The organism is Clostridium sp. AM54-37XD, assembly GCF_003478225.1.
Lineage (GTDB): Bacteria > Bacillota > Clostridia > Lachnospirales > Lachnospiraceae > Coprococcus > Coprococcus ammoniilyticus.
This window is the reverse complement of the sequence record NZ_QUEV01000012.1, coordinates 1-25,816: the sequence shown is the minus strand read 5'-3', so window position 1 is coordinate 25,816 and position 25,816 is coordinate 1. Positions and strand designations below refer to the sequence as shown.

Below are 25,816 nucleotides of genomic sequence, written 5' to 3'. Positions count from 1 at the left end.
TTAAATTCATAAAGTTTTACCTGCAAATAAATATATAACGGTAATGAATATTATGCAAGTATTTTTGGAAAATGCTGGTCTGAAAATCGGACTTTGAAAGGAATATTGGTTGTAAATTGCACTTTTTTATTGTATCATGTAAATAATAATGTCGTAAAATAAGTTGCAGAGAGGATGTCTTTATTTATATGGATAAGAAGACTACACAATTCGATCAACGTCTATCCGAATATCGGGACAGACTGTTACAACGGAATAAGGAAATGACGACTGACGATGATGACCGGATCGATGCGATCATCAATGGAAGTGCAGATACAGAGGAAATGGAGGCTCCTGCGGGTATGAATGAGATACAGGAGCAGTCGGAGGCATCGGAGAAGGAAGATACACAGAGAGCGCCGGAACCGGTGTCGGAATCGTATAAAGAGTATGCGGACAAGCTGGAATCTGTATTACAGGAAGTCGGCGTATCAAAGAAACCGGAGAAAAAGGAAGAAAATAAAAAAGAAGAGAAGAAAATCGAAAAGAAAGCTGAAAAGAAAAATGATATTGAAGCTGCGGCAGAACGGGAACGGAAACGGCTGGCAAGAAAGAATGCAGGACTTGACCAAGAAGAGACTTTGGAACTGACAGAAGAGCCGGAACCGGAAGAACCTGATTATGATGATGACTCTTCGGATGATTTTATGGAAGAAGATGGCGGACGCACATCAGCAGCCAAGGAGAATCTTCAGAATATATTGTTTGGCGCCGGCCGGGCATTTCAGAATCTGAAAAAGGAACAGGAAGAGAAAGAGGATAAGGACAGGGAACGGAAACAATCTGGAACTGTATCTGTTGTTAATCGTTGGCTGATCGTTGGAGTTGTCCTTTTGATTGTCTTTATCGTGCTGACGATAAGTTATATTGGAGCAAACAAATCATACAAATATAACCAGATGGATATCCGTCCGATTGCGGAATCAGACCTGACAGTGAATGATGGCGTGGAAGATGCGACGAAAGGATATACAACGATCGCATTGTATGGTGTGGATTCCAGAGACGCCAATCTGAATACAGGAACCAACAGTGATACGATCCTTCTTGTCAGTATCAATAATGACACAAAGGAAGTAAAGTTGGTATCCGTGTACAGAGATACATTGTTTGAGATCCAGGGTGAGACACCGGTTACACAGAAGGTAAATTACGCATATCAGTTGGGCGGAGCATTAATGTCCATTAACACACTGAACACGAATCTGGATCTGAAGATCACAGATTATATAACGGTAGATTTTAATGCGATGTCAAGCATCATCAATGCACTTGGTGGTGTGGAGATAACGATTGAAGAGGAAGAAGTCAACAGCCTGAATAAGAATCTGGCAGAACAGATCGCAATATCAGGAGAATACTCCAATGGTGTTCATTCTGCGGGGAAACAGCTCCTGAATGGTCAGCAGGCAGTAGCCTATACCAGGATCCGGAGCAATGCAAAGGGTGATATTACCAGAACCGAACGACAGAGAATCGTTCTGTTAGGCTGATCAGCAAGCTGGGAAATGCAGGAACCGATACGATCCGCAATCTGCTGGATGTATCCTTTAGCTGTATCTCTACCAGCCTTACAAAGACAGAGGCGGAGAAGCTTGCGAAGAATGTTGCTTCTTACAAGATCACAGGCAATACGGGCTTTCCATTTGCCTACAGCTTCGCATCCCTTGAGGATAAGGGCAGTGTGATCGTGCCTGCAGATATGGCGGCAAATGTAACAGCACTTCATGCATGGCTGTATGGAGACAGCGGATATTCGGTATCGACAACGGCGGCTGCGATCAGTAAAACGATTGCTGATGAAACCGGTGTGGCATCAGCAGGCAGCATTGATATCGAGCAGGCGGTCAGTGAAGTTACGACTGAGTCGACGGAGTCTGCTTCAGAAGCTGGAGACGGTACAGAAGAAGATGATTCATCGGATGTGAAGACGATCACAACACCTCCGGAGGGTATGATAGAAAATGAATAGTCGGCAGATGCCGGGTAAATAGATTCAGACAGAGAACCTGAGAACTGTATCCGATGCGGTTTTCAGGTTCTTTTTCACAAGAACGAAGAAAGACAGGTATCATGCATATGAGAAAACGATGGTGGATATCCGGGATTCTGACTGTTGTTCTGACAGCAGGATTTGGAATCGGAAATGCCGGAAACGGTAACCAACAACTGAATATGGTAGAGCAGGATGCAATCACCCATGTATACGCGGCAGAGCTTCCGGATGAAGAAACAGAGATCATTCCGTTTCGTGGAAGAGAAAGTTATATCTTGTCAGAGTGGGAACTGGAAACAGAAGGTAAGCTGGAGCAGGCAGCTATGGTAAAACAGTACATATCTACGATGACACTGTGGGAGAAGGTGTGCCAGATGATCATTGCCGATCCGGAAAATCTGGTCACAACACATGATGTCACAAAAGTGGATGCAGAAATGAAGCAGGCACTTGCAGACTATCCGGTAGGCGGGATCATGCTGAAGTCCAGAAATATCGAAAACAAAAAGCAATTAAAGAAACTGCTTAAAAATTTGCAGAAGCAATCGGAGATCGCATTATTCCTTGCGGTTGATGAAGAAGGCGGAAATGTCAGCCGGGTACTGTCGAACCTCGGAAACCGGGAAGGCGGGACGATCGATCCGATGTATGAATATAAGGATGATGGTACGGATACGGCATTTGAAAATGCGAGGGAGCTTGGTAGCAATCTGGCATATTATGGGTTTAATCTGGATTTCGCACCGGTGGCTGATGTGTGGTCGAATCCTAAGAATACCGTGATCGGAAAACGGGCATACAGTGATGATTATGAACAGGCGGCGGAGCTGATTCCGTATGCAGTGGAGGGCTTTCATGCCGGTGGCGTGATGTGCACCCTGAAGCATTTTCCGGGACACGGGGATACCGTTGAGGATTCCCATTATGGAACGGCATATGTAAGGGGAACGCTGCAAGAACTGGAAACGCAGGAGTTTGTTCCGTTTCGGGCAGGAATCCGGGCAGGAACTGATTGTGTTATGATCGGGCATCTGGTAGTGCCTGACATATCAGATCAGCCGGCGGATCTCTCGGAAACACTGGTTACAGACTGCCTGCGAAACGAGCTGGCCTTTCATGGATTGATCATCACAGACTCCTTTCAGATGGAAGCGATCACGGATCATTATGAACCGGGAGAAGCAGCAGTGCTGGCAATCCAGGCAGGGGTGGATCTGATCCTTGAACCGGAAGAACTTGGGGAAACGGTTGAAGGGATTCTGACTGCGTTAGACAAGGGAGAACTGACAGAGAAGCGGATCGATGAAAGCGTGGAACGGATACTGATGGCAAAACAGGTAAATGGAATCCAGATAGATCATAAAATTGAGAAACAATAGTAACACAATTCAAAAACATGATATAAAATGATGAAAATATCAGAAAAAATTATGAGTAAAAATGCAATTCATGGGGATAAAACCACTTGAGTTGCATTTTTTAATATATAAATATGATAAATTGTAAATACAAAATACTTTACAAAATTAAGTTTACAAACTATCTGACAATTTGACGAAAAAAGTTGTTTACAAACGGGAAAAAAGATAGTATGATTACAAATCATAAAAACACAGAGCTGTATTTGAGAAATACTATCAGATGATCGGGCAGTAGGATCTCAACAGGCACTGGCAATAAGTTGGAAAGGAAAACGAGCATGGAAGATAACAGAAATGTAGAAAATCCAGGGTTATACCGTGAAGAATATGAACATGATAACTGCGGTATCGGTGCTGTTGTGAATATCAAGGGCATTAAGACACATGAGACCGTAAATAATGCGTTAAAGATTGTTGAAAATCTGGAACACAGAGCAGGAAAAGATGCAGAAGGAAAAACCGGTGACGGTGTAGGTATCCTTCTTCAGATCTCACACAAGTTTTTCAGAAAAGCCGTTGCAGAACTCGGATATGATCTGGGGAAGGAACGGGATTATGGTGTTGGTATGTTTTTCTTTCCACAGGATGAACTGTCAAGAAAACAGGCAATGAAGATGTTCGAGGTTATTGTCGAGAAAGAAGGACTGGAGTTCTTATGCTGGAGAATGGTTCCGACGACTCCGGGTATCCTCGGTAAGAAAGCTATTGATGTTATGCCATGTATCATGCAGGCATTTATCAAGAGACCGGCAACCGTAAAAGCAGGACTTGATTTTGACCGGAAGCTGTATTTTGTCAGAAGAATATTTGAAGAAAGTAACGATGATACCTATGTGCCATCACTTTCCAGCAAGACGATCGTATATAAAGGTATGTTCTTAGTTGGAGAGCTTCGTAAGTTCTATAACGACCTTCAGGATCCGGATTATGAATCAGCAATCGGACTTGTACATTCAAGATTCTCAACGAATACAACGCCTAGCTGGCTTCGTGCACATCCATACCGTTATCTTTGTCACAATGGTGAGATCAATACGATCCGTGGAAATGAAGATAAGATGATCGCCAGAGAAGAGACAATGGAATCCACGATCATGCAGGATGAGATGTACAAGGTTATGCCTGTACTTGATCCAAATGGTTCCGATTCCGCCAGACTGGATAACTGTCTGGAGTTCCTGGTATTAAATGGCATTCCGCTTCCACTTGCCGTTATGATCACGATTCCGGAGCCTTGGGAGAATGACCGATTTATGAGTCAGGAGAAAAAGGACTTCTATCAGTATTATGCAACTATGATGGAACCTTGGGACGGACCTGCATCGATCCTGTTCACAGACGGAGATATCATGGGGGCAGTGCTCGATCGTAACGGACTCAGACCTTCCAGATATTATATAACAGATGATGATTACCTGATCCTTTCCTCAGAGGTTGGTGTATTAGAGGTCGATCCGTCAAAGATCGTAAAGAAGGATCGTTTAAGACCGGGACGTATGCTTTTAGTTGATACGGTAAACGGCCGTCTGATCTCTGATGATGAGATCAAAGAAAAATATGCAAAGGCAAAACCATATGGTGAATGGCTCGACAGTAATCTGGTCAAGTTAAATGACCTGAAGATCCCGAACATCCGTGTAGAGGAATATACCGATGAAGAACGGGCAAAGCTTCAGAAAGCATTTGGTTATACATTTGAGGACTTTAAGAATACGATCTATCCAATGGCTGAAAAAGGTGCAGAAGCGATCAGCGCAATGGGAACGGATACTCCGCTTGCTGTACTTTCAAACAGTGACAAGCCATTGTTTAACTATTTCAAACAGTTATTTGCTCAGGTAACGAATCCTCCGATTGATGCGATCCGTGAGGAGATCGTTACATCAACTTCCGTATATCTTGGAAAGGATGGCAACATTCTGGAAGAGAAGCCGGAAAACTGTCATGTATTAAAGATCCATAATCCAATCCTTACAAATACTGATATTTTAAAGATCAAGAACATGAAGGTAGAAGGATTGAAGGTCGGCGTTCTTCCAATCCTTTACTATAAGAATACATCACTGGAAAAAGCGTTAGACCGGTTGTTCGTAGAAGCAGACAAGCTGTACCGTGATGGTGTAAATATCCTGATCCTGTCAGACCGTGGTGTCGATGAAACACATGTTGCGATTCCTTCCTTATTAGCAGTTTCGGCTATGCAGAAGCATCTGGTAAGGACCAAGAAGAGAACTTCGGTTGCAATCATTCTGGAGAGTGCTGATCCTAGAAATGTGCATCATTTTGCAACCCTGCTTGGTTACGGTGCCTGTGCTGTCAACCCATATCTGGCAATTGAGACGATCAAACAGATGGTAGACAGTCATCTGTTAAATAAGGATTTCAATGCGGCTGTTGATGATTACAATGCAGCGATCATGCATGGCATCGTAAAGATCGCATCCAAGATGGGCGTATCAACGATCCAGTCTTACATGGGATCCCAGATCTTTGAATGTATCGGACTTTCCAAAGAGGTCGTTGATAAATATTTCACAAATACAGTAAGCTGCGTAGGCGGTTCCGGTATCAAGGAGATCGAGAAGACAGTGGATGCCCTTCATTCATCTGCATTTGATCCGCTTGGCCTGGATACTAATCTTGCACTGACAAGCATCGGTGCACATAAGTTCAGAAGCGGTAAGGAAGAGCATCTGTATAATCCACAGACGATCTACCTGCTGCAGCAGGCGACCAGAAGAGGAGATTACAGCCTGTTCAAGCAATATACCGCATGTCTGGAAGATGAGACAAAACCATTCCATTTGAGAGGACTGATGGAATTCAAATATGCTGAGAATCCAATTCCGCTGGAAGAGGTAGAACCGGTAGAATCCATTGTAAAACGTTTCAAGACCGGAGCAATGAGTTATGGTTCCATTTCACAGGAAGCACATGAATGTATGGCGATCGCAATGAATACGATCGGTGGTAAATCCAATTCCGGTGAAGGTGGAGAGTCGATCGACCGATTAACAATAGGAAAAGACGGTAAGAACCGTTGCTCCGCGATCAAGCAGGTAGCATCTGGACGATTCGGTGTTACATCCAGATATCTGGTCAGCGCAAAAGAAATCCAGATCAAGATGGCACAGGGCGCAAAGCCGGGTGAAGGTGGACATCTTCCTGGTGGAAAGGTATATCCATGGATCGCAAAGACTCGGTTATCTACTCCGGGTGTCAGCCTGATCTCACCACCACCACATCATGATATTTATTCGATCGAGGATCTGGCACAGTTGATCTACGATTGCAAGAATGCAAACCGTGATGCAAGAATCTCTGTAAAACTGGTATCAGAAGCCGGTGTTGGTACAGTTGCAGCCGGTGTTGCAAAGGCAGGAGCACAGGTTATCCTCATCTCCGGTTACGATGGTGGTACCGGTGCAGCACCAAATAACTCCATTCATTATGCAGGACTTCCTTGGGAGCTTGGTCTGGCAGAGACACACCAGACATTGATCAAGAATGATCTTCGTAACAAGGTTATCCTTGAAACCGATGGTAAGCTGATGACCGGACGTGATGTTGCAATCGCAGCCATGCTTGGTGCAGAGGAATTCGGATTTGCAACAGCTCCGCTGGTAACCATGGGCTGTGTAATGATGCGGGTATGTAATCTGGATACCTGTCCGGTTGGTATCGCTACACAGAATCCGGAGCTTCGTAAGAGATTCAAAGGCAAACCGGAATATGTCATCAACTTTATGAAATTTATTGCAGAGGAGCTTCGTGAATATATGTCGAAGCTTGGTGTCAGAACGGTGGATGAACTGGTAGGACGTTCCGATCTGTTATATGCAGGAAAGGGAGCAGAGGACAGAAATGTTGATCTGTCACTGATCATCAATAATCCATATATTGACGCACCTCAGAATAAGATCAAATATAACGAGAAGCATCCATATGACTTCCAGCTTGAAAAGACGATCGATATGCGTGTTCTGTTAAAGAAACTTGGACCTGCTCTTGAAAAGGGACAGAAGAAGAGTATCGAGATCGATGTTGTGAATACCGATCGTTCCGTTGGTACGATCTTCGGATCAGAGATCACAAAGCGCTATGGAGATACCTTGGAGGATGATTCTTACCTTGTAAAATGTAATGGTGCAGGTGGACAGAGCTTTGGTGCATTTGTACCAAAGGGACTTACCTTAGAGCTTGTCGGAGACAGCAATGACTACTTCGGAAAAGGACTTTCCGGTGGTAAGCTGATCGTATATCCGCCTCGTTCCGCAAAATTTGTCCATGAAGACAATATTATTATCGGTAATGTAGCACTTTACGGAGCAACCAGTGGCAAGGCATATATCAACGGCGTTGCCGGTGAGCGATTTGCAGTTCGTAATTCCGGAGCAACCGCAGTTGTTGAAGGTGTCGGCGATCATGGTTGTGAATATATGACAGGTGGTAAGGTGGTAGTCCTTGGACGCACCGGAAAGAACTTTGCAGCCGGCATGAGTGGTGGTATCGCATATGTTCTTGATATGGAGAATGACCTGTATAAGCGTCTGAATAAGGAAATGATCCATGTGGAAGCAGTATCCGACAAATATGAGATCGGTGAACTGAAGCAGATGATCATGGATCATGTAAATTATACAAATTCAGAGATTGGAAAACGAATCTTGGATAAGTTTAATGAGTATCTTCCAAAATTCAAGAAGATCATTCCAAAGGATTATGAGAAGATGATGAACACCATTGTTGCGATGGAAGAAAAGGGTTTGACCAGTGAACAGGCAACGATCGAAGCATTCTACAAGATTAAAAATGGAGGTAAATAGATATGGGAAAGCCAACGGGATTTTTAGAATATGAAAGAGAAACCAGTATAGAGATCGCTCCGGAAGAAAGAATTAAGAATTTCAATGAATTCCATATACCATTAAGTCTTGAAGAACAGAAGATCCAGGCTGCCAGATGTATGGACTGTGGTGTTCCATTCTGTCAGGCAGGTATGATGATCGGCGGTATGGCATCCGGTTGTCCGTTAAATAATCTGATCCCTGAATGGAACGATATGATCTATAATGACAACTGGGAACATGCTTATGCCAGACTGAGCAAGACCAATAATTTCCCTGAATTTACCAGCCGTGTATGTCCGGCTCTCTGTGAGAAGGCATGTACCTGTAATATTAACGGTGATCCGGTATCCGTAAGAGAAAATGAACGTGCGATCATTGAATATGCCTATGCAAATGGTCTGGTAAATGATCAGCCTCCAAAAGGAAAAACTGACAAAAAAGTTGCCGTGATCGGTTCCGGTCCATCCGGACTTGCTGTAGCGGATATGTTAAACAGCCGTGGACATGACGTCACTGTATATGAGAGAAGTGACAGACCGGGCGGACTTCTGATGTATGGTATTCCAAATATGAAACTGGAAAAAGAAGTCATCGACCGTAAGATCGCATATATGGAAAAGCGAGGCATCCGTTTTATATTAAATACAGAAGTGGCAACCGGAAAGTCCACAGCAAAGTCACCGTATCCAAAGGATGACCAGATCACAGGATATCTGAAGAATCCAAATCAGAAGTATGTAAAAGCAGAAGATCTGTTAAAGGAATATGATGCAGTTGTACTTGCCTGCGGCGCATCCAATCCAAGAGATATCAAGGCAGCAGGCAGAGATGCGAAGGGAATCTATTTTGCAGTTGATTTCTTAAAGACAACGACAAAGAGTCTTGTAAATTCAAAGTTTGCAGATAAGCAGTTCGTGAACTGCAAGGGTAAAAATGTTCTGGTTATCGGCGGCGGTGATACCGGTAATGACTGTGTGGGAACTGCCGTCAGAGAAGGAGCAAAGAGTGTTACCCAGCTTGAGATGATGCCGAAGCTTCCGGATCAGAGAGCAGAGAATAACCCATGGCCGGAGTGGCCGAGAGTCTGCAAGACCGATTATGGTCAGCAGGAAGCAATTGCAGTATACGGACACGATCCTCGTATCTATGAGACGACCGTTAAGGAGTTCTTAAAGGATAAGGATGGTAATGTGAAGGGGGCCAAGTGCGTAAAACTTGACTGGCAGAAGGATCCAAAGACCGGCCGTATGAATATGACAGAGGTACCGGACAGTGAGTATGTGATCGACTGTGAAGTCGTTCTGATCGCAGCCGGATTTCTTGGCAGCCAGAAGTATGTAGCAGACAGCTTTGGCGTAGAATTAAATGAACGTACGAATGTGAAGACTGCATGCCCGAAGTCCTATGCAACAAATGTGCCAAAGGTATTTGTTGCAGGTGATATGCACAGAGGCCAGTCGCTGGTCGTATGGGCGATCCATGAAGGTAGAGAAGCTGCTGTTGCAGTAGATTCGATGTTGGTTGGATATACAAACCTGAACAGCTAAATATATTTATAGAAGAAACTGTTATGCAGATGTCCGGAGTAAGGATGTCTGCATGGCAGTTTCTTCTGTTAAATATGTGCAAATTTTCTAATTTTTTGGGTTTTCTTTTATACTTATTGACAGAAAAACCGGGGACGTTTAAAATAGATGTTATCTAGGTGAACTCTGCCCGGGACGATGTTTTAACAGAACAAAATCAGGCAGATGAGTAAAAAGAAGGAGAGTAAACTATGAGAAAAGGTAAGAAATTTATCTCAGCGGCACTAGGGTTTGCGCTGGTATTCCAGTCGTTTGCCGGAATTGGTCCGGTAGCTGTCGCTGCAACGGGAGATGTAGATATCAATTCGACATTTACCGACGCGAACTTTCGGTCATATGTATCATCGAATTTTGATACAAATAAAGATGGCACGTTGTCAGAAAAAGAAATTGATGCGGTAACATCACTGAATGTAAGTATCAGTACATATTCAAAGAAGATATCAAGTCTTGCAGGCGTGGATGTATTTACGTCACTGGAATATCTGGACTGTTCCGGTCAGGCAATTGGAAGTCTGGATGTAGCGGATCTGGAGAATCTGAAATCTATTAATGCATCGAGCGACCAGTTGACGACATTTACATTACCAAAGAAAGCAGAACAGCTTGCTTCTGTTAATCTTTCCTATAATCAGATCACAGATATCACATTCCAGACGACTTATGCAGCTCTGAAAGAATTAAATGTATATGGAAACCAGTTGACTTCAATCGATCTGTCAAAGCTGCCGGCACTTGTGCGGTTGAATGTTGGTTACAACGCTTTGTCGGTACTGGATCTGAGCAAGAACACGAATCTGGAATTCCTGCACTGTCAGAGCATGACAAAGCTGCAGACGTTAGATATATCAAGCAACAGTGCGGATCATACAAAATTAGCCTATGTTGATTGTTCCCATATGTTGTCGGGTGGTCAGGGTGCGATCAAAGAACTGGATGTTACAGGTGATACCGGCCTTAAGACACTGATCGCAGATGATAACTCCATAGATGTATTAAATATGGATGGAGCAACGTCACTACTGACACTGAGTGTAGCAGGAAATAAGATCAAGTCGATCGATGTGTCCAAAGAATCCAGTCTGGAAACATTGAACCTGTCCAATAACAGTATCCAGTCTGTGGATGTCAGCAAGAATGCGGTCCTGAAATATCTGAATCTTGGAGCTATGCAGTTAAGCACGATCGATGTTACAAAGAATCCGTTACTGGAGAAGCTGGATCTGAATTCCAACCAGCTCATGGAGATCAATGTGAGCAAAAACACAGCACTGACAGAGCTGGATCTTTCGAATAACCGGTTACAGAGAATTGACGTTAAGAATAATACAGGTTTAACTACATTGAAGCTGGATAATAATGCTTTGGTTGCAATCGATGTATCTTCCTGTCCTGGACTGTTGGAGGGTGAGTTTTCCTGTACAAATAACAGCAGACATATTTCTCTTTCAGAGCCAAACTACATCTTTAATATGGCGGATTTGGTAGCCGATGGATATCAGTCAGAGTATTCCGGTGTAGACCGTAAGGATGATACGATCGGATATGCATGTATCCGTACGACGGATCAGAATGGTAATAATCTGATCAAGAATGCAACACTTCAGGGATACACCTTATATACAGACGTTACCAATGAAAAGACACAGAATGTTGAATACAGCTACTATATCGGACTTGGAAAACAGACAGCAAAGTTTAAATTAATTGTGGATAATCCATTATCCTTAATTGTATGGTATACCTCAAATGGCAGTATTGTGAACAGTGGAAATGCAGAGTTAAGCCTTCGTGTCGGTGATACCACAACATTAGTTGCAAAGGATAAGAAGGAAAACGAATATTCCAAGGATATCATTTCCTGGAGCTCCAGTGATCAAAAGGTATTTAAGGTAGATAATGATGGTACGCTTACCTGTGTTGGTGCAGGAACAGCAACCCTTTATGTAAATATCAATAACAAAGCAAGAGCTTATATGACGATCAGCTGTCATAAGCCGGTAACAAAGGTTGTATTAAAAGACAAACAGAATGTTGAATATAATGATGGTGATACGATCGACCTGGTAGCAGGAAGCTGGGTTGGCGATGACCTGAAAACAAAAACACTTACAGCAACCTGCTATACAGATGAAGGCGTAGCAGACAAAGAGTATTCAGGCGTTACTTATAAGGTTACAACAACAGCAGATAAAGACAGCGCATCAAATTATAAAGTTGCAACTTGTACCAATGCAGGCGTGTTGACAGCAAAGGGGGCAGGTACAGTATACTTACATTGTATTTCAAAGGATTCAGGTGTAGATACAGTGTTAAAGGTAAATGTTTCCCAGATGGGCGAAGGTGTAACACTGTCAGAACAGAAGACAACGATGTTCACAGGTGTATCTAAGACATTCACAGCAACAGTAACACCGGATACCGCAACAAACAAAGAACTTGTATGGTCATCCAGTGATGAAACCGTAGCGCAGGTTGACCAGAATGGTAAGGTAACAGCAATTTCTGAAGGAACTGCTACTATATTCTGTAAGCTGAAGGCAAATCAGGGAATATATGCAAGAGCAGAGATCACAGTATATACAAGTGCAAATGGTGTAACCTTAAATCACACAGAATATACCCTGATCAAGGGAGCAACTGCAGAGGAAAGAAGAGTAACACTTGTTGCAAAGATCCAGGCAGAAGATACATCTTTATTTAAACCGAAATACAGCAGCAGTAATCCGGAGATAGCAACCGTAGGAACAACCACGGGTATTGTAAGTGCAGTAGCACCGGGAGAAGCCATTATTACCTGTACGATTGCAGATGGTATATCAACCGAGTGCAAGATCACAGTTATACAGAGAGTAACCGGAATCCAGATTGTAAGAGAAGGAACTGTTATGAATTCCGGAGAGAAGATGAAAGTAACAGCAAATGTTATGCCTGCAGATGCAAGTAATCCGGATGTAGAGTGGTCATCTTCGGATGAGAACATTGCAGCAATTGCTGCTGATGGAACGATCACCGCATTAAAGCAGGGTAAAGTAATCATTTACTGCAAGGCTCTTGATGGAAGCGGTAAACAGTCACAGTTTAATCTTACAATTAATGAACTTGCAAAAGATATTACCGTTGATCAGACAAATGTAGTCGCATATATTGATAAAGATACGGTTGTAAAAGCAAAGGTAACACCGGATACAGCAACCAAAAAGACACTGTCCTGGTCATCGGATGATACATCCATTGCAACCGTTTCGGGTGGAACAATGACAGTAGATGGAATCTCATATACGATCGGAAGAATCCGTGGTGTTGCACCGGGAACAACAACGATAAGATGTACAACACAGGATGGAAGTAATATTGAAAAAGAAATTAAAGTCACAGTTGTACAGCAGATCACAAATATCACACTGGATAAGACAGCAGTTGAGATCAATGCAGGCGAAAAAGCTTCGATCGCAGCATCTGTATTACCGGCAAATGCAGGTAATAAGAAGGTTGTATGGTCATCGTCCGATGAGAAGATCGCAAAAGTAGATCAGAAGGGTATGATCACAGCGGTTGGAAGAGGTACAGCCGTAATCACATGTAGTGCTGCAGACGGAATGGGTGCTAAGACAACCTGCCGTGTAACGGTTAAGCAGAGAGTTACATCAATCAAGTTAGATGCAACGACAATGAAATTATTTGTGGGCAATAAACAGTCCTTAACACAGACGGTATTACCGGAAAATGCGAATATGGCTACTGTAGAGTGGAGCTCCTCAAATGCAAAGGTTGCACAGGTAACATCTTATGGTCAGGTTACTGCAATGGCAGCAGGAAAGGCAGTTATTACATGTAAAGCAAAGGATGGAAGCGGCGTATTCGCAACCTGTAGTGTTACGGTTGTAAATCCGGTACAGACCATCAAACTGAATCAGACACAGAGAACAATCTTAAAGGGTAAGAAATATACCTTAAAAGCAAAGGTTGGACCAAAGAATGCAACCAGCAAGGCTGTAACCTGGAAGTCTTCAGACAAAAAGATTGCAACAGTAAGCTCAAAGGGTGTTGTAACTGCTAAGAAAGCAGGTCGTGTAACGATTACATGTACTGCGAAGGATGGAAGCAATGTTTACGCAACCTGTTCTGTAACCGTTGCAAATCCGGTTAAGACGATCAAACTGAATAAGAAAAAGGTTACGATCAAGAAGAAGGGAACATATTTGTTAAAAGCTACTGTAGGACCAAAGTCAGCAGGTAATAAGACAGTAAAGTGGACATCTTCAAATAAGAAGGTTGCAACTGTATCTGCATCCGGTCTTGTAACAGCTAAGAAGAAGGGCAAAGTAACAATTACTGTGAAGGCAAAGGATGGCAGCAAGAAAACTGCAAAATGTATTGTAACAGTAAAATAAATATAAGGATTTGGTGAACATGACCGGTATTTCCGGAGCATGGGAACAGTAAAAAGCAGGATATCCAATACCTCCGATAAGGAGTGAGGATATCCTGCTTTTGTTATCTTAGGCTTTTGAATCTATTGGGCATATTGTGCATGAGATCCTTGAGGCGAAATAAATATTCGTGAAAGAAAGGACAGAGCTATAGAAAATATGCGCAGTCCGTATAAATTAAATAAGCCCTTCTCAAAAGAAAAGGGCTTATCTAATATCTTCAACAACAAAGAAAAAAATTATGAATTAAGAACTGTCTATATAATAACGATAAATTATGAACAAATTATGACCATAAAAACAACGATTTGCAAATTAAAAGTAAGTTTTTTTTGACATATTTTCATACGTTGTGCGTTTTATACAAAAAAATCCATGCGCATTGTTTATCTTGATGAATTCACCGGACGCATGGATTTTTGATTGTATTTTTTGATGTACAGGCAATTAATGTAATAAGTGATCGACCGGAAGATATACAGGAAGTCCATCTTTATACTGTAATGAAACCTCACCGATGATCAGAGGACGAAGATAGTCGATCATTTCGTCTGTGACATCATTTCCTGCTTCATTGATCCATTCAACCGGAACGGATTTTGCTTCGTTTGCAATATCAGCAACATCGGCGGATTTGATCACCCACTGATACGGATCGTTTGAGATTCGTTCGATCGCAGCCATGATACCGGTCTTGCCTTCAGCAGCATATTTGACTGCTGCCTGGCCAAGAGAAAAAGATTCTGTAATATCGGTTCTGGATGCAATATGACCGGCACAACGCTGTAATACATTCAGCTCGATGGAACGTACTTTAACACCGATTTCATCACGAACCAGATATTCCAGAGCCTTGCCGGCACCGCTTAACTGTGCATGACCGAATTTGTCTGCAACAGCAGAATCTGAGCTGATGTAGTTGCCGTCAGCATCGTGAATACCCTCCGAAACAGCAACAATAACCGTTTTCTGTTTTGTAAGTTTATCTTTAACATCGGCTAAGAACTGTTCTTTTGAAAATGCAACCTCCGGAAGATAGATCAGATCCGGAGCCTGACTGTAGGTTGTTCTGGCCAGAGCGGAAGATGCAGTCAGCCAGCCGGCATCCCGACCCATAATTTCGATGATGATAACTGCCGGAATCTTATAGATATAAGCATCATGTGCAATCTCTAATACGGTGGAAGCCACATATTTGGCAGCAGAGCCAAAGCCCGGTGTATGGTCGGTTGCAAACAGATCGTTGTCGATCGTCTTTGGTACTCCGATGATCTTAACATCTGACTGGATGGATTTGGCATAGTTGCTGAGCTTTAAAACTGTATCCATGGAGTCATTTCCACCGATATAAAAGAATGCACTGATTCCATATTCTTCAAAACGTTCAAATATCTGCTTATATGGAGCGGGATCCTCGGTATAATCCGGGAGCTTGTAACGACAGGAGCCAAGATACATGGCTGGTGTAAGCTCCAGTGTATTCAACATAGGAAAATGGGAGAGTGCCATCAGTGACATATCCATCATATTATTTTCCAGAACACCGGTAATACCATGCAAAGAACCATAGATTCTTGTAAAACTACCGGATTTTCGAACTCCATCGATCACACCGGCTAAAGAAGCGTTGATTGCAGCGGTAGGACCGCCGGATTGAGCTACGATACAATTTTCTTTTTTCATTTTTGTCTCTCCATTCTTTTGTTCTATCAATTACTCAGTAGTGCTGTCAGATTTCAGCTAACTGAATGATTCCTTTTTTATAGAGGATATCCGGAACGTAGGACATCTTAGACTTACGAAGTCCGGGAAGTCCGAGATCCTCTTCGCGGTTTACATAGGTATAAGCCTGAAGCTCATGCGTGACAAATGACTGATTGATCATAGGATAGATGCCGTCAATACTGTCATCTGCTTTCTCAAAATGTACGTCAAAGGTATCTGCGGTCAGCGGTTCCCCTAAGGTAAATGCAGACGGGATGTGATTGACGTAGATGATTCCTCCGGTCATCTGAAGTTTTTTCCTGTTTGCAAGAGCTTTCCGGATGATATTATATTCATAAGCATGTTCTTCTGCAAGATCCGGCTGCAGGACATCGTGTTTTTCCACCCAGTATCTGGCGACTGCAAGACAGGCATCGATGTGCTCATCTGTGATTGTATAGTATTCATAATCCGGGTAATTACGCAGAAAGCTGTTGATATGATTCCGTTTGCCATGCAGCTTCTTTCCATGCAGACCGGTCAGCTTTTCTACTGTGTAGATATAGTCAAAATCACCTGGATCCAGAGTATAAGAGAAGTTTTTGCCGTACCAGCCGGAGATGATTTCATACATTTCCAGTGTCGCACAGTGGACACTGGGGGTTACACCCTTTGACTGAAACCAGGCACAGATTTCTTCAAATACGGCTTTTGCATTCTGAAGATAGACAGGATCCTGAAGATCTTTCACAAAATCTTTGCCTTTGCCGAGCGGAAACGTAAAAGAAGAAGGTTTTCCGCCTTCTTCTGATATAAATACAAGCATACCAGAGAGGATTGTATAGGATACATGGTATTCCTCTGCCCATAAGATGGCATTTCCAGGACAGAAACCACAGTCTCTGATACTGGTACCTCTCAGATACGGAGTTAAAATGTCAAGTTGCGATAAAGTTGGTTTTATAAGTTCCATGTATATGTCTTTCTAATTCTTAATTCTTCTACTATATTTTTATTCAGGACTATAGAGCAGGGTTAACAGATTCTTACGACCGTAGGTCATAAGGCCGTCAATGATCGCTTTTTTATTGTCCGCTGAAGTCCTGATCTCAACAAGCTGCAGCAATGCATTTACATAGCTGGTCCAGCGTTCATAGATCTTGCGCTGTGCATCTGTCGATACCGGAGGAAGCGAGGTGACTGGAGCATCGTCATCATCCGAGGATACGCCTGTTATATGGAATACAGGAGAGTCCGGTGTCAGGGCTTCAATTCCGTATGCGATCATATAGAGCTCTTCGGTTCGCACCAGACCGCAGTCATACATTTCCACAACCAGATCATTGATACATTCTTCCAGTTTGTTGAAATGATGTTCGCAGCGGAGACGGGTGATCGCATCGCCATCTTCCATATCCTCTTTGTTATACCAGTAACCCATATCGGCCTCTGTGTCACCTTCCAGTGCCTCTTCATATTTCTTTTTCACAGCAGTTGTCCGGCGGCTTCGTTTGTTTGCCATTTTTTCCTTTGATACCTGGATAGACCAGACGATCAGAGCGATAAATGCAAGAAGAAGTAATATGCCAAAAACAACTGTCAGAATCGATTTGATCATAGTTCATTACCTGCCATATTATTGATTGGATCTGCATAAAATGCAATAAAAAAAATCATACCTACAACATATTATACTACAGAGTGCCATTCCTTTTCAATTCTTCTATTTGAAAAAATGAAGGCAATAACCAAATTTTAGGGCTTGCATGAGTAGTATGCCTATAGTATAATTACGTTAAAGCTGAGATGTACTAAGCTTCTTGCGATTTTGAACCTACATTTGAATAAAAGGGATTCCTATATTGCTGTTTGCGATGTCAGGCCTCTTCAAACGTGGAAGGCAGAGATTCAGTTGCGGTTGCCCACCTAGCATTGGCTAGGACTCAAAATGCAGGAACGCATTTCAGTTTTCAACAAATGATAAAGAGAGCAGCATCTATGATGCTGCTTTTTCTTTCGATATACATGTGCAGCAGAGCACATGTATAAATAAATTATGCCACAGGAACTGGAATTTTATGAAAAATTTTTTAAAATTTTTAACCTTTTGTGTGATGATCCTGTTGGTCGTTTTGATCATTTATGCAGGAAAATATGCTGTAAAAGAAAAAGAAGAAATACCGGAAGAATATAAGCAGACCGATATTTCCATATTATCAAATCTTCGGGATTCAGCAGGTGCCGGTGTTGTAAAAGAGTCGGATAGTCAGGCAGATAAACAGGCACGGGAAGCCATGCAGACCGATCATACAGCGGAGCTTCCTGTTTTGTCGGAGCAGAACATGCCAGATACGATCCGTGTTCTGTTGTCCGATGACGGAAGCTACTGGCAGTCAGAAGTCCGGGTGAGCAGTGATTCGGATCTTCGTGTTGTCTGCGGGCAAACAGAAACAAGCTATAAGAAAGGAACGGAGATTGATCTGGCAGAGCTTACCGGGGACGCAGATCCGGTTTCCCTGACGATCATTCCGGAAAAACAGGGAAAACTGACAGTAGAGAGTCTTCATAAATCAGAAGGAGCACCGTCCTATCGGGGAAAGCTGCAGATAAAAAAACAGGAAAATAAATACTGTATTGTAAACGAACTGGCGTTTGAGGAATACCTGTATGCGGTTGTTTCCAGTGAGATGCCTTCCTCATATGAGAAAGAGGCGCTGAAGGCACAGGCGGTATGTGCAAGAAGCTATGCAGTTAGAAGGATCCAGGATGGTGCATTTGAAGAATATGGGGCGGATCTGGATGACACAACTGCCAGTCAGGTATATAACAATGTATTTGAAACAGAGAAAACGATTCATGCAGTACAGGAAACCAAGGGACAGATTCTGACCAATGACGGGGATGTGGTAAATGCATATTTCTTTTCAACCTCCTGTGGAACGACATGCCGGAATGATGACGTCTGGGGTGGAGAGAAGTTAGATTATCTGAATGATCAGTTGGAGATTTATACAGAGGCGGATCGGAAACGGTTAGGAGATGCAACTGTTATGCTCGATCATGGATATTTTCAGATAGGGGATGGCAGATTGTCAACGGAAGAGGTATTCCGTGCATTTATCGATCAGACGGTCTATGTGAACAGTATTGAGAAAGAAGAACCATTTTACCGCTGGCAGGTTACGCTGACGGCAGATCAGATACAGACACTTGCGGGTGCAGATATCACAGATCAGACCGGAGAGATTGAGAAAGTCCGGATCACGAAAAGAGGAAATAGCGGAATTGCCCGGAATATGGTATTATACGGGAAAAAGAGTTCTGTTACGATTGAAGGACAGATGGAGATACGTGAACTTCTCTGTTCGCCGGATGTTGTGATCCGGAAACAGGATGGAAGTGAAACATCAGGTTTTGATCTGCTGCCAAGTGCGTATTTTTATATTACGCAGGATAAAGAGGGAAATTATCAATTGCATGGTGGCGGCTTTGGTCACGGAGTCGGCATGAGCCAGAACGGGGCAAATGATCTGGCAGAAGCAGGATATGGATATGAGGAGATCCTGTCTCATTATTATAATGGAACAGAACTTGAGAAATTGAGAGAAACGGGAAATAAAACAAATGAAGAATAAAGTAAACCGGGTGAAAGAGAAAATCGAATGGATCCAGAATCTTACAGTTGTACGGATGGTTCAGGGAGCAATGAGGATCAACAAGGATAATCAGTTGTCTGCGTTTGCGGCACAGGCGGCTTTCTTTCTGTTGCTTTCTTTTTTTCCATTTGCAATGATGCTCCTGATCGGCATTCGTTTTCTTCCGGTAACACAGGCGGAGTTTATAGAGCTGGTAGCGGAGATGATACCGGGAAAGATGGCAGAGACACTCAGCTTTATGGTCGATGAAATCTACAGTACGCAGGTTGGAACGACGATGATCGTGTCAGCAGTCGTAGCAGTCTGGTCGGCGGCAAAAGGAACGATGGCGATCGAACGAGGACTCAATTTTATGGATCGGACGAAGGATACCAAGAATTATATATTACGAAGACTGACAAATGCATTATATACGCTGATATTCTGCGTGATGCTGATCGCACTGGTCGGTGTATACGTTCTTGGCAATACGATCATGGAAGATATTCTTGCAAAGACAAACTGGGTGGATTATTCCGAGAAGATCTTCTTTTATTCCAGACTGTTAACTGCGCCGGTGCTGGTATTTGCAGTTATTTTACTGATCTATTGTCGTCTGCCGGATAATCATCTGCGTTTGAAGACAGCAATACCGGGGGCGGTATTCACAACTGTCTGCTGGGTATTGTTATCAGCGGCATTTTCATCCTATCTTACTTATTTTGGAATCAATACGTATATGTATGGCAATCTTGGAGGCATGGTCATCGCAATGCTCTGGCTGTATATCTGTATGTATATCCTGCTTTTGGGGGCAGAGTTGAATCTGTTCTTCCGTGATGAAATCTGGGCTGTATTCCGGAAAATCCACACAGACCTTCATAAAAAAAGAACAAAAAAAGATTAAAATTTTATAAAAAATAGTTGAAAAAACGACAGGAGAGAAATATACTAAGCGTATATGAGACGAGGGGAAATCGTTCAATAAATGGAGGAAAGTTTAATATGAAAAGAAGAACATGGAAGAATTCAGGTTTTTCACTTGTAGAGCTGATCATTGTGATCGCGATCATGGCAATTCTTGCAGGTGCACTCGCACCGGCACTTATCAAATATGTAAAAAAATCCAGACTGCAGGTATATCTTGATACGGCATCAGAGATTGAGAAATCCGTTGTTAATATGGTGGTTGATGCAGAGGAAGATGGCTATGCGATCCGTGCTGTGACATATAAAGGTTCAACGAATGGTGGTTCAGGATCAGGAACGTTGATCTGTGCAACTGCTTCCGGTTACGCAGACATGGCGAATTCTTCAGATAAATCAAAGTATTTTTCTGAAATGTTTCAAGCAATGGGAATGGGCAGTATCACCCTGTATATGAATGGTGGAATTCCACTTCAGATCGCATTGTCAGAAAATGGAAAAGTCGTTGCCTCAGATCCGGCAACAGGTGTGAGTTCTGAGATCCTGTTATCTGACCGGCATGGGAATCTGAAGGCAAAACTTGTCTATTCAACAGAAAAATCTGAATGGGTGATCGCAGAAAGTTATTGACACATATTAAAAATGTGCTATATTTAAGTATAGTTTTAACCATCTTGCCTATGATGTGGATGGAAGAGAAGACGTTGAAGATGCAAAAGATGGGATATGTCTGACAGAGAGATCGGGTCATCGGCTGGAAGCCTGATTGAGCACCATATTTCATTTAATTTCACATCCGAGTTTTATCTCTGAGAATTCTTTAAACGGAAGAGTAGGAGATAACGGGTTATGACCGTTATAACATAGAATGAGTGCTGACAGCGCCGGGAAGACCGGATGTCAGAATCAGGGTGGTATCGCGGTTGCTCCGTCCCTTTGTGGACTGGGGCTTTTTTTGTGTACATCATCGAGCCGGGAGGCAGGAGGGTGTATCCCAAGCAGGAGTATTCCGCATGTTTATTCACAAATATTGAGAAAATATAAATAAGGAGAATGAAAGATGAAAGACAGATTAGAGGCAATCAAAGCAGCAGCACTTGCCAAGATCAATGAAGCAGATGTGCTGACATCCTTAAATGATGTAAAGGTATCTGTACTCGGAAAAAAAGGTGAACTGACCCAGGTATTAAAGGGTATGAAAGATGTAGCACCTGAAGACCGACCAAAGGTTGGACAGATGGTAAATGAGGCACGACAGGCAATTGAGACAGCCTTAGAGGAAAAGTCAAAGAAGATCAATCAGTCACTTCGTGCAGAGAAGATGAAGCGCGAAACGATCGACGTTACTTCCGGGAATCAAGAAAATCGATGGACACAGACATCCGAATCAGATCGCTCTTGAAGATCTGGAACGTGTCTTCATCGGTATGGGCTACGAGATCGTAGAAGGCCCTGAAGTTGAATATGATAAATATAATTTCGAATTATTAAATATCCCTGCAAATCATCCTGCAAAGGATGAACAGGATACCTTCTATATTACAAAGGATATCCTGCTCCGTACACAGACATCTCCGGTACAGGCAAGAATCATGGAGAAGGGCAACCTTCCGATCCGTATTCTTTCACCGGGACGAGTATTTAGAGCTGATGAAGTAGATGCAACACATTCACCATCCTTCCATCAGGTAGAAGGTCTGGTTATTGATAAGAACATTACGATGGCTGACTTAAAGGGAACTTTACAGCAGTGGGCAAAGGAATTCTTTGGTGAGAACACAAAGGTTAAGTTCCGTCCACATCATTTTCCATTCACAGAGCCATCAGCAGAGATGGATGTAACCTGTTTCAAATGTGGCGGCAAGGGCTGTCGTGTATGTAAGGGTAGCGGCTGGATCGAGATTCTTGGCTGTGGTATGGTTCATCCGAAGGTACTTCATGACTGTGGCATTGATCCGGAGGAATATTCAGGATTTGCATTTGGTATCGGTCTGGAGCGTGTAGCACTGTTAAAATACGAAATCGACGATATGCGTCTTCTTTACGAAAACGATGTACGTTTCTTACAGCAGTTCTAAAAAACAGGAAAAGGAGATAGAAAAATGAATACACCACTTTCATGGATAAAAGTATATGTGCCTGATCTTGACGTAGAGGCACAGGAATTTGTCGATGCAATGACACTTTCCGGTTCACATGTAGAAGGTTTTGAGAAGAAAGACAAGAATCTTGAAAAGATCGTAGTTGGTAAGATCGTTAAGATAGAAAAGCACCCGGATGCTGACAAACTGGTTGTATGTCAGGTCGATATCGGAGCAGATGAGCTGCTTCAGATCGTAACCGGAGCACCAAATGTAAAAGAAGGAGATCTGGTTCCTACCGTACTTGACGGAGGTAAAGTAGCAGGCGGACACGATGGCGGAGAGCTTCCTGCTGATGGAATCAAGATCAAGAAAGGAAAACTTCGTGGCGTGCCATCTTATGGTATGATGTGTGCGATTGAGGAGCTTGGATCATCCAGAGAACTGTATCCGGAAGCACCGGAAAACGGTGTCTATGTATTCCCTGCGGAAGCAGATGTAAAGCCGGGTGATGATGCGGTAAAGGCACTGGGACTGGATGATGTTGTTGTAGAATATGAGATTACATCAAACCGTGTAGACTGCTTTTCCATGATCGGTATGGCAAGAGAGGCTGCTGTTACATTTGACAAGCCATTCTACCCACCGGTGATCAAGAAAACAGGAAATGATGAAGATGTAAATAACTATGTATCTGTAGAAGTTCAGGACACAGATCTGTGTAAGCGTTACTGCGCAAGAGTTGTAAAGAACTTAAAGATCGGCCCATCACCAAAATGGATGAGAGAGAGACTTGCTTCACAGGGAATCCGTTCGATCAACAATCTGGTTGATATCACAAACTATGTAATGGAAGAATATGGACAACCAATGCATGCGTATGATCTGTCCACAATTGCAGGAAATAAGATCGTTGTCAGACGCGCAAAGGATGGCGATACATTTGTGACGCTTGATGGTCAGGAAAGAAAGCTGGATAAGGATGTTCTGATGATCTGTGACGGAGAAAAAGAAGTTGGTATCGCAGGTATCATGGGTGGTGAGAACTCCATGGTAACGGATGATATCCAGACCTTATTATTTGAAGCAGCCTGTTTCGATGGAACCAATATCCGTCTGTCATCCAGAAGACTCGGACTTGCAACAGATGCTGCATTCAAGTTTACAAAGGGACTTGATCCAAATCTTGCAGAAGAAGCAATTAACCGTGCATGCCAGCTGATCGAAGAAATGGGTGCAGGTGAAGTTGTTGGCGGTATGGTTGATGTATATCCGGATCCTGTACAGCCTAAGGTGCTTCCGTTTGAGCCTGAAAAGATCAACAAGCTTCTTGGTACCGATATTGATGAAAAGACCATGCTTGATATATTTGGTAAGCTGGAATTAACATATGATGAAGCAGCAAAGACACTTACTGTTCCAACCTTCCGTCAGGATTTAAACTGCATGGCAGATCTGGCAGAAGAAGTTGCCCGTTTCTATGGATATGATAAGATTCCGATGTCACTTCCAAAGGGTGAAGCTACCGTAGGAAGAAGCCATACAGCCATAGAATCTATGACATTGCAAGAAACATTTTGGAAGGAAACGGATTCTCCGGTGGTATGTGCTATTCATTTGAAAGCCCGAAGGTATTTGACAAATTACTGCTTCCTGCCGATTCCATTTACAGAAAGGCGATTACGATCGCAAATCCGCTGGGTGAGGATTTCAGTATCATGAGAACGGTATCCTTAAATGGTATGCTGACTTCTCTTGCAACGAACTTCAATCGTAAGAATAAGGTTGCACGTCTGTACGAGTTCGGAAATGTATATCTTCCAAAGCAGCTTCCACTGACAGAGCTTCCGGAAGAACGTATGAAGCTCACGATCGGTATGTACGGCGAGGGTGATTTCTTCAACTTAAAGGGTGTGATCGAGGAGTTATTCGATAACCTTGGTATGAAGAATATCTGTACCTATGTTCCTACAACAGAGCATCCGTTCTTGCATCCGGGTCGTCAGGCAAATATCGTAAAGGACGATACCGTTGTTGGTTATCTCGGTCAGCTTCATCCGGAAACCTGTGATAACTATAATTTAAAGGGTGAGATATATGTAGCAGTTCTTGATATGCCAAATGTCGTAGCACTGTCGTCCTTCGATATCAAGTATGAAGGTATCGCAAAGTTCCCTGGAAGTACCAGAGACTTAAGTATGGTTATGGACAAGAGCATCTTTGTTGGTCAGGTAGAAGAACTGATCAAGAAGTGTGGCGGCAAGCTGCTTGAAAGCTATAAGCTCTTTGATGTATATGAAGGCGAGCAGATCGCAGCCGGTAAGAAGTCTGTTGCTTACACGATGACTTTCCGTGCAAAAGACAGAACCTTAGAGGCCGGAGAAGTCGATAAGATCATTGAGAAGCTTGTAAAAGAATTAGGAAAGCTGGGCATCGAACTCAGAGCCTAATTTACAGGTTGGAATAATTCTGGTATTATGAATCGGAGAATATTTGTTATACAAGTATTCTCCGGTTTGTTATATCAGACAGTCAGATATTTTTTGTTACAGGGAGAAGAAGGAGAGAAGATGGGAAAAAGAAGGTTACGAATGATGGCGGTAGCTATGGCTTTGGTCGTGGCAGCAGGGCAGTCCGGAGCAGGCTTTGTCAGTGGTATGGGATCTGTGCAGAGACGGAAGATACAACGGAGCAGGAATATATAACAGCAGATGGCTGTTATACATTATGGATGGTGGTAAAGCAGACGGAGCGTTCAGACAAGCTGGTAATCGTGAATCATGTATTACTGGATGGAAGAGCATGCAAAGGGAAAACCCCTGTCCATTTCAAAATCTATTCCATCATAGATTCGGAAATGGACAGGGGTTTTTGTTATATTCTATGAGAGTAAGAGCTGCTATTTATTTAACGATGCCAGCTGAGTCTTTAACGCCGCAATCTCTGCATCCTTTTCAGACAGAGCTGCATCTTTCTCAGATAAAGCAGTAATCGCTTCATCCCGTTCTTTTTTCAATTCATCGATCATGTAATTGACGGTATTTTCATCCAATTTTCGTAATGCTTCAGAAAACATGGTAACAACCTCCTCCGGGTGATACAGATATTCTGACATATCCATGCAGATGGCTTCCATCCACG

The 25,816-nt window shown here is 42.9% G+C and carries 13 protein-coding genes and 3 pseudogenes; 12 read left to right on the top strand and 4 right to left on the bottom strand.

Annotated features, from left to right (window positions below; translation table 11 throughout):
- The first annotated feature begins 188 nt into the window (after positions 1-188).
- From DXA07_RS10975 to DXA07_RS10950, 6 genes are all read left to right on the top strand, one after another.
- Positions 189-1,535 carry an LCP family protein gene (locus DXA07_RS10975; RefSeq protein ID WP_118484629.1) on the top strand — a complete coding sequence of 449 codons (1,347 nt, stop codon included), beginning with the start codon at positions 189-191 and terminating at the stop codon, positions 1,533-1,535.
- Between the two features lie 191 nt (positions 1,536-1,726).
- Positions 1,727-2,014 (top strand): hypothetical protein, encoded by a 288-nt coding sequence (locus tag DXA07_RS10970; protein WP_118484627.1) that lies wholly within the window; start codon positions 1,727-1,729, stop codon positions 2,012-2,014.
- Positions 2,015-2,121: 107 nt separating this feature from the next.
- Entirely contained in the window at positions 2,122-3,417 is a 1,296-nt protein-coding gene (locus DXA07_RS10965; protein ID WP_182427540.1) for a glycoside hydrolase family 3 protein, read from the top strand.
- A 320-nt stretch (positions 3,418-3,737) separates the two neighbouring features.
- Positions 3,738-8,285 (top strand): glutamate synthase large subunit, encoded by a 4,548-nt coding sequence (gene gltB / locus DXA07_RS10960; protein WP_117823308.1) that lies wholly within the window; start codon positions 3,738-3,740, stop codon positions 8,283-8,285.
- A gap of 2 nt (positions 8,286-8,287) precedes the next feature.
- Positions 8,288-9,856: a glutamate synthase subunit beta gene (locus DXA07_RS10955; protein WP_021944726.1), complete on the top strand. Its 1,569-nt coding sequence runs from the start codon at positions 8,288-8,290 to the stop codon at positions 9,854-9,856.
- A gap of 230 nt (positions 9,857-10,086) precedes the next feature.
- Positions 10,087-14,289 carry an Ig-like domain-containing protein gene (locus tag DXA07_RS10950; RefSeq protein ID WP_118484623.1) on the top strand — a complete coding sequence of 1,401 codons (4,203 nt, stop codon included), beginning with the start codon at positions 10,087-10,089 and terminating at the stop codon, positions 14,287-14,289.
- A gap of 486 nt (positions 14,290-14,775) precedes the next feature.
- Here the strand turns inward: DXA07_RS10950 and DXA07_RS10945 are convergent, their stop codons facing one another.
- Genes DXA07_RS10945 through DXA07_RS10935 form a run of 3 tightly spaced genes read right to left on the bottom strand, consistent with a single transcriptional unit; the run spans position 14,776 to position 17,650 of the window.
- Complete coding sequence (locus tag DXA07_RS10945) at positions 14,776-16,011, bottom strand: 6-phosphofructokinase (protein ID WP_021944724.1); 1,236 nt, start codon at positions 16,009-16,011, stop codon at positions 14,776-14,778.
- A 46-nt stretch (positions 16,012-16,057) separates the two neighbouring features.
- Positions 16,058-17,005, bottom strand: coding sequence for a phosphatidylglycerol lysyltransferase domain-containing protein (locus DXA07_RS10940; RefSeq protein ID WP_117808751.1), 948 nt, complete (start codon positions 17,003-17,005; stop codon positions 16,058-16,060).
- Between the two features lie 39 nt (positions 17,006-17,044).
- Positions 17,045-17,650 carry a hypothetical protein gene (locus tag DXA07_RS10935; protein ID WP_118484621.1) on the bottom strand — a complete coding sequence of 202 codons (606 nt, stop codon included), beginning with the start codon at positions 17,648-17,650 and terminating at the stop codon, positions 17,045-17,047.
- 460 nt (positions 17,651-18,110) lie between these two features.
- On the opposite strand from DXA07_RS10935, the gene DXA07_RS10930 reads away from it, so the two are divergent.
- The 6 genes and pseudogenes from DXA07_RS10930 to DXA07_RS13775 all read left to right on the top strand — a co-directional run bounded on the left by DXA07_RS10930 (position 18,111) and on the right by DXA07_RS13775 (position 25,380).
- Entirely contained in the window at positions 18,111-19,667 is a 1,557-nt protein-coding gene (locus DXA07_RS10930) for a SpoIID/LytB domain-containing protein (protein ID WP_118484619.1), read from the top strand.
- Complete coding sequence (locus DXA07_RS10925; protein ID WP_117785156.1) at positions 19,657-20,574, top strand: YihY/virulence factor BrkB family protein; 918 nt, start codon at positions 19,657-19,659, stop codon at positions 20,572-20,574. The genes DXA07_RS10930 and DXA07_RS10925 overlap by 11 nt, the downstream gene beginning before the upstream one ends.
- Before the next feature lie 98 nt (positions 20,575-20,672).
- Positions 20,673-21,224: a type II secretion system protein gene (locus DXA07_RS13575; RefSeq protein WP_226801118.1), complete on the top strand. Its 552-nt coding sequence runs from the start codon at positions 20,673-20,675 to the stop codon at positions 21,222-21,224.
- Between the two features lie 430 nt (positions 21,225-21,654).
- Positions 21,655-22,672: pseudogene (gene pheS / locus DXA07_RS10915) on the top strand (phenylalanine--tRNA ligase subunit alpha).
- A gap of 24 nt (positions 22,673-22,696) precedes the next feature.
- A pseudogene (pheT, locus tag DXA07_RS10910) lies at positions 22,697-25,125 on the top strand (phenylalanine--tRNA ligase subunit beta).
- Between the two features lie 120 nt (positions 25,126-25,245).
- Complete coding sequence (locus tag DXA07_RS13775; protein ID WP_264293249.1) at positions 25,246-25,380, top strand: hypothetical protein; 135 nt, start codon at positions 25,246-25,248, stop codon at positions 25,378-25,380.
- A 194-nt stretch (positions 25,381-25,574) separates the two neighbouring features.
- Here DXA07_RS13775 and DXA07_RS10905 read toward each other — a convergent pair.
- Positions 25,575-25,816, bottom strand: a pseudogene (locus DXA07_RS10905) (hypothetical protein); the annotation flags it as partial.

What these genes read in the sequence shown, in the direction of transcription:
- DXA07_RS10935 (WP_118484621.1), bottom strand. Translation starts at nt 17,650, where the DNA reads ATGATCAAATCGATTCTGACAGTTGTTTTTGGCATATTACTTCTTCTT.
- DXA07_RS13775 (WP_264293249.1), top strand. Translation starts at nt 25,246, where the DNA reads ATGGGAAAAAGAAGGTTACGAATGATGGCGGTAGCTATGGCTTTGGTC.
- DXA07_RS10955 (WP_021944726.1), top strand. Translation starts at nt 8,288, where the DNA reads ATGGGAAAGCCAACGGGATTTTTAGAATATGAAAGAGAAACCAGTATA.
- DXA07_RS10925 (WP_117785156.1), top strand. Translation starts at nt 19,657, where the DNA reads ATGAAGAATAAAGTAAACCGGGTGAAAGAGAAAATCGAATGGATCCAG.
- DXA07_RS13575 (WP_226801118.1), top strand. Translation starts at nt 20,673, where the DNA reads ATGAAAAGAAGAACATGGAAGAATTCAGGTTTTTCACTTGTAGAGCTG.
- DXA07_RS10965 (WP_182427540.1), top strand. Translation starts at nt 2,122, where the DNA reads ATGAGAAAACGATGGTGGATATCCGGGATTCTGACTGTTGTTCTGACA.
- gltB (WP_117823308.1), top strand. Translation starts at nt 3,738, where the DNA reads ATGGAAGATAACAGAAATGTAGAAAATCCAGGGTTATACCGTGAAGAA.
- DXA07_RS10940 (WP_117808751.1), bottom strand. Translation starts at nt 17,005, where the DNA reads ATGGAACTTATAAAACCAACTTTATCGCAACTTGACATTTTAACTCCG.
- DXA07_RS10930 (WP_118484619.1), top strand. Translation starts at nt 18,111, where the DNA reads ATGAAAAATTTTTTAAAATTTTTAACCTTTTGTGTGATGATCCTGTTG.
- DXA07_RS10975 (WP_118484629.1), top strand. Translation starts at nt 189, where the DNA reads ATGGATAAGAAGACTACACAATTCGATCAACGTCTATCCGAATATCGG.
- DXA07_RS10945 (WP_021944724.1), bottom strand. Translation starts at nt 16,011, where the DNA reads ATGAAAAAAGAAAATTGTATCGTAGCTCAATCCGGCGGTCCTACCGCT.
- DXA07_RS10950 (WP_118484623.1), top strand. Translation starts at nt 10,087, where the DNA reads ATGAGAAAAGGTAAGAAATTTATCTCAGCGGCACTAGGGTTTGCGCTG.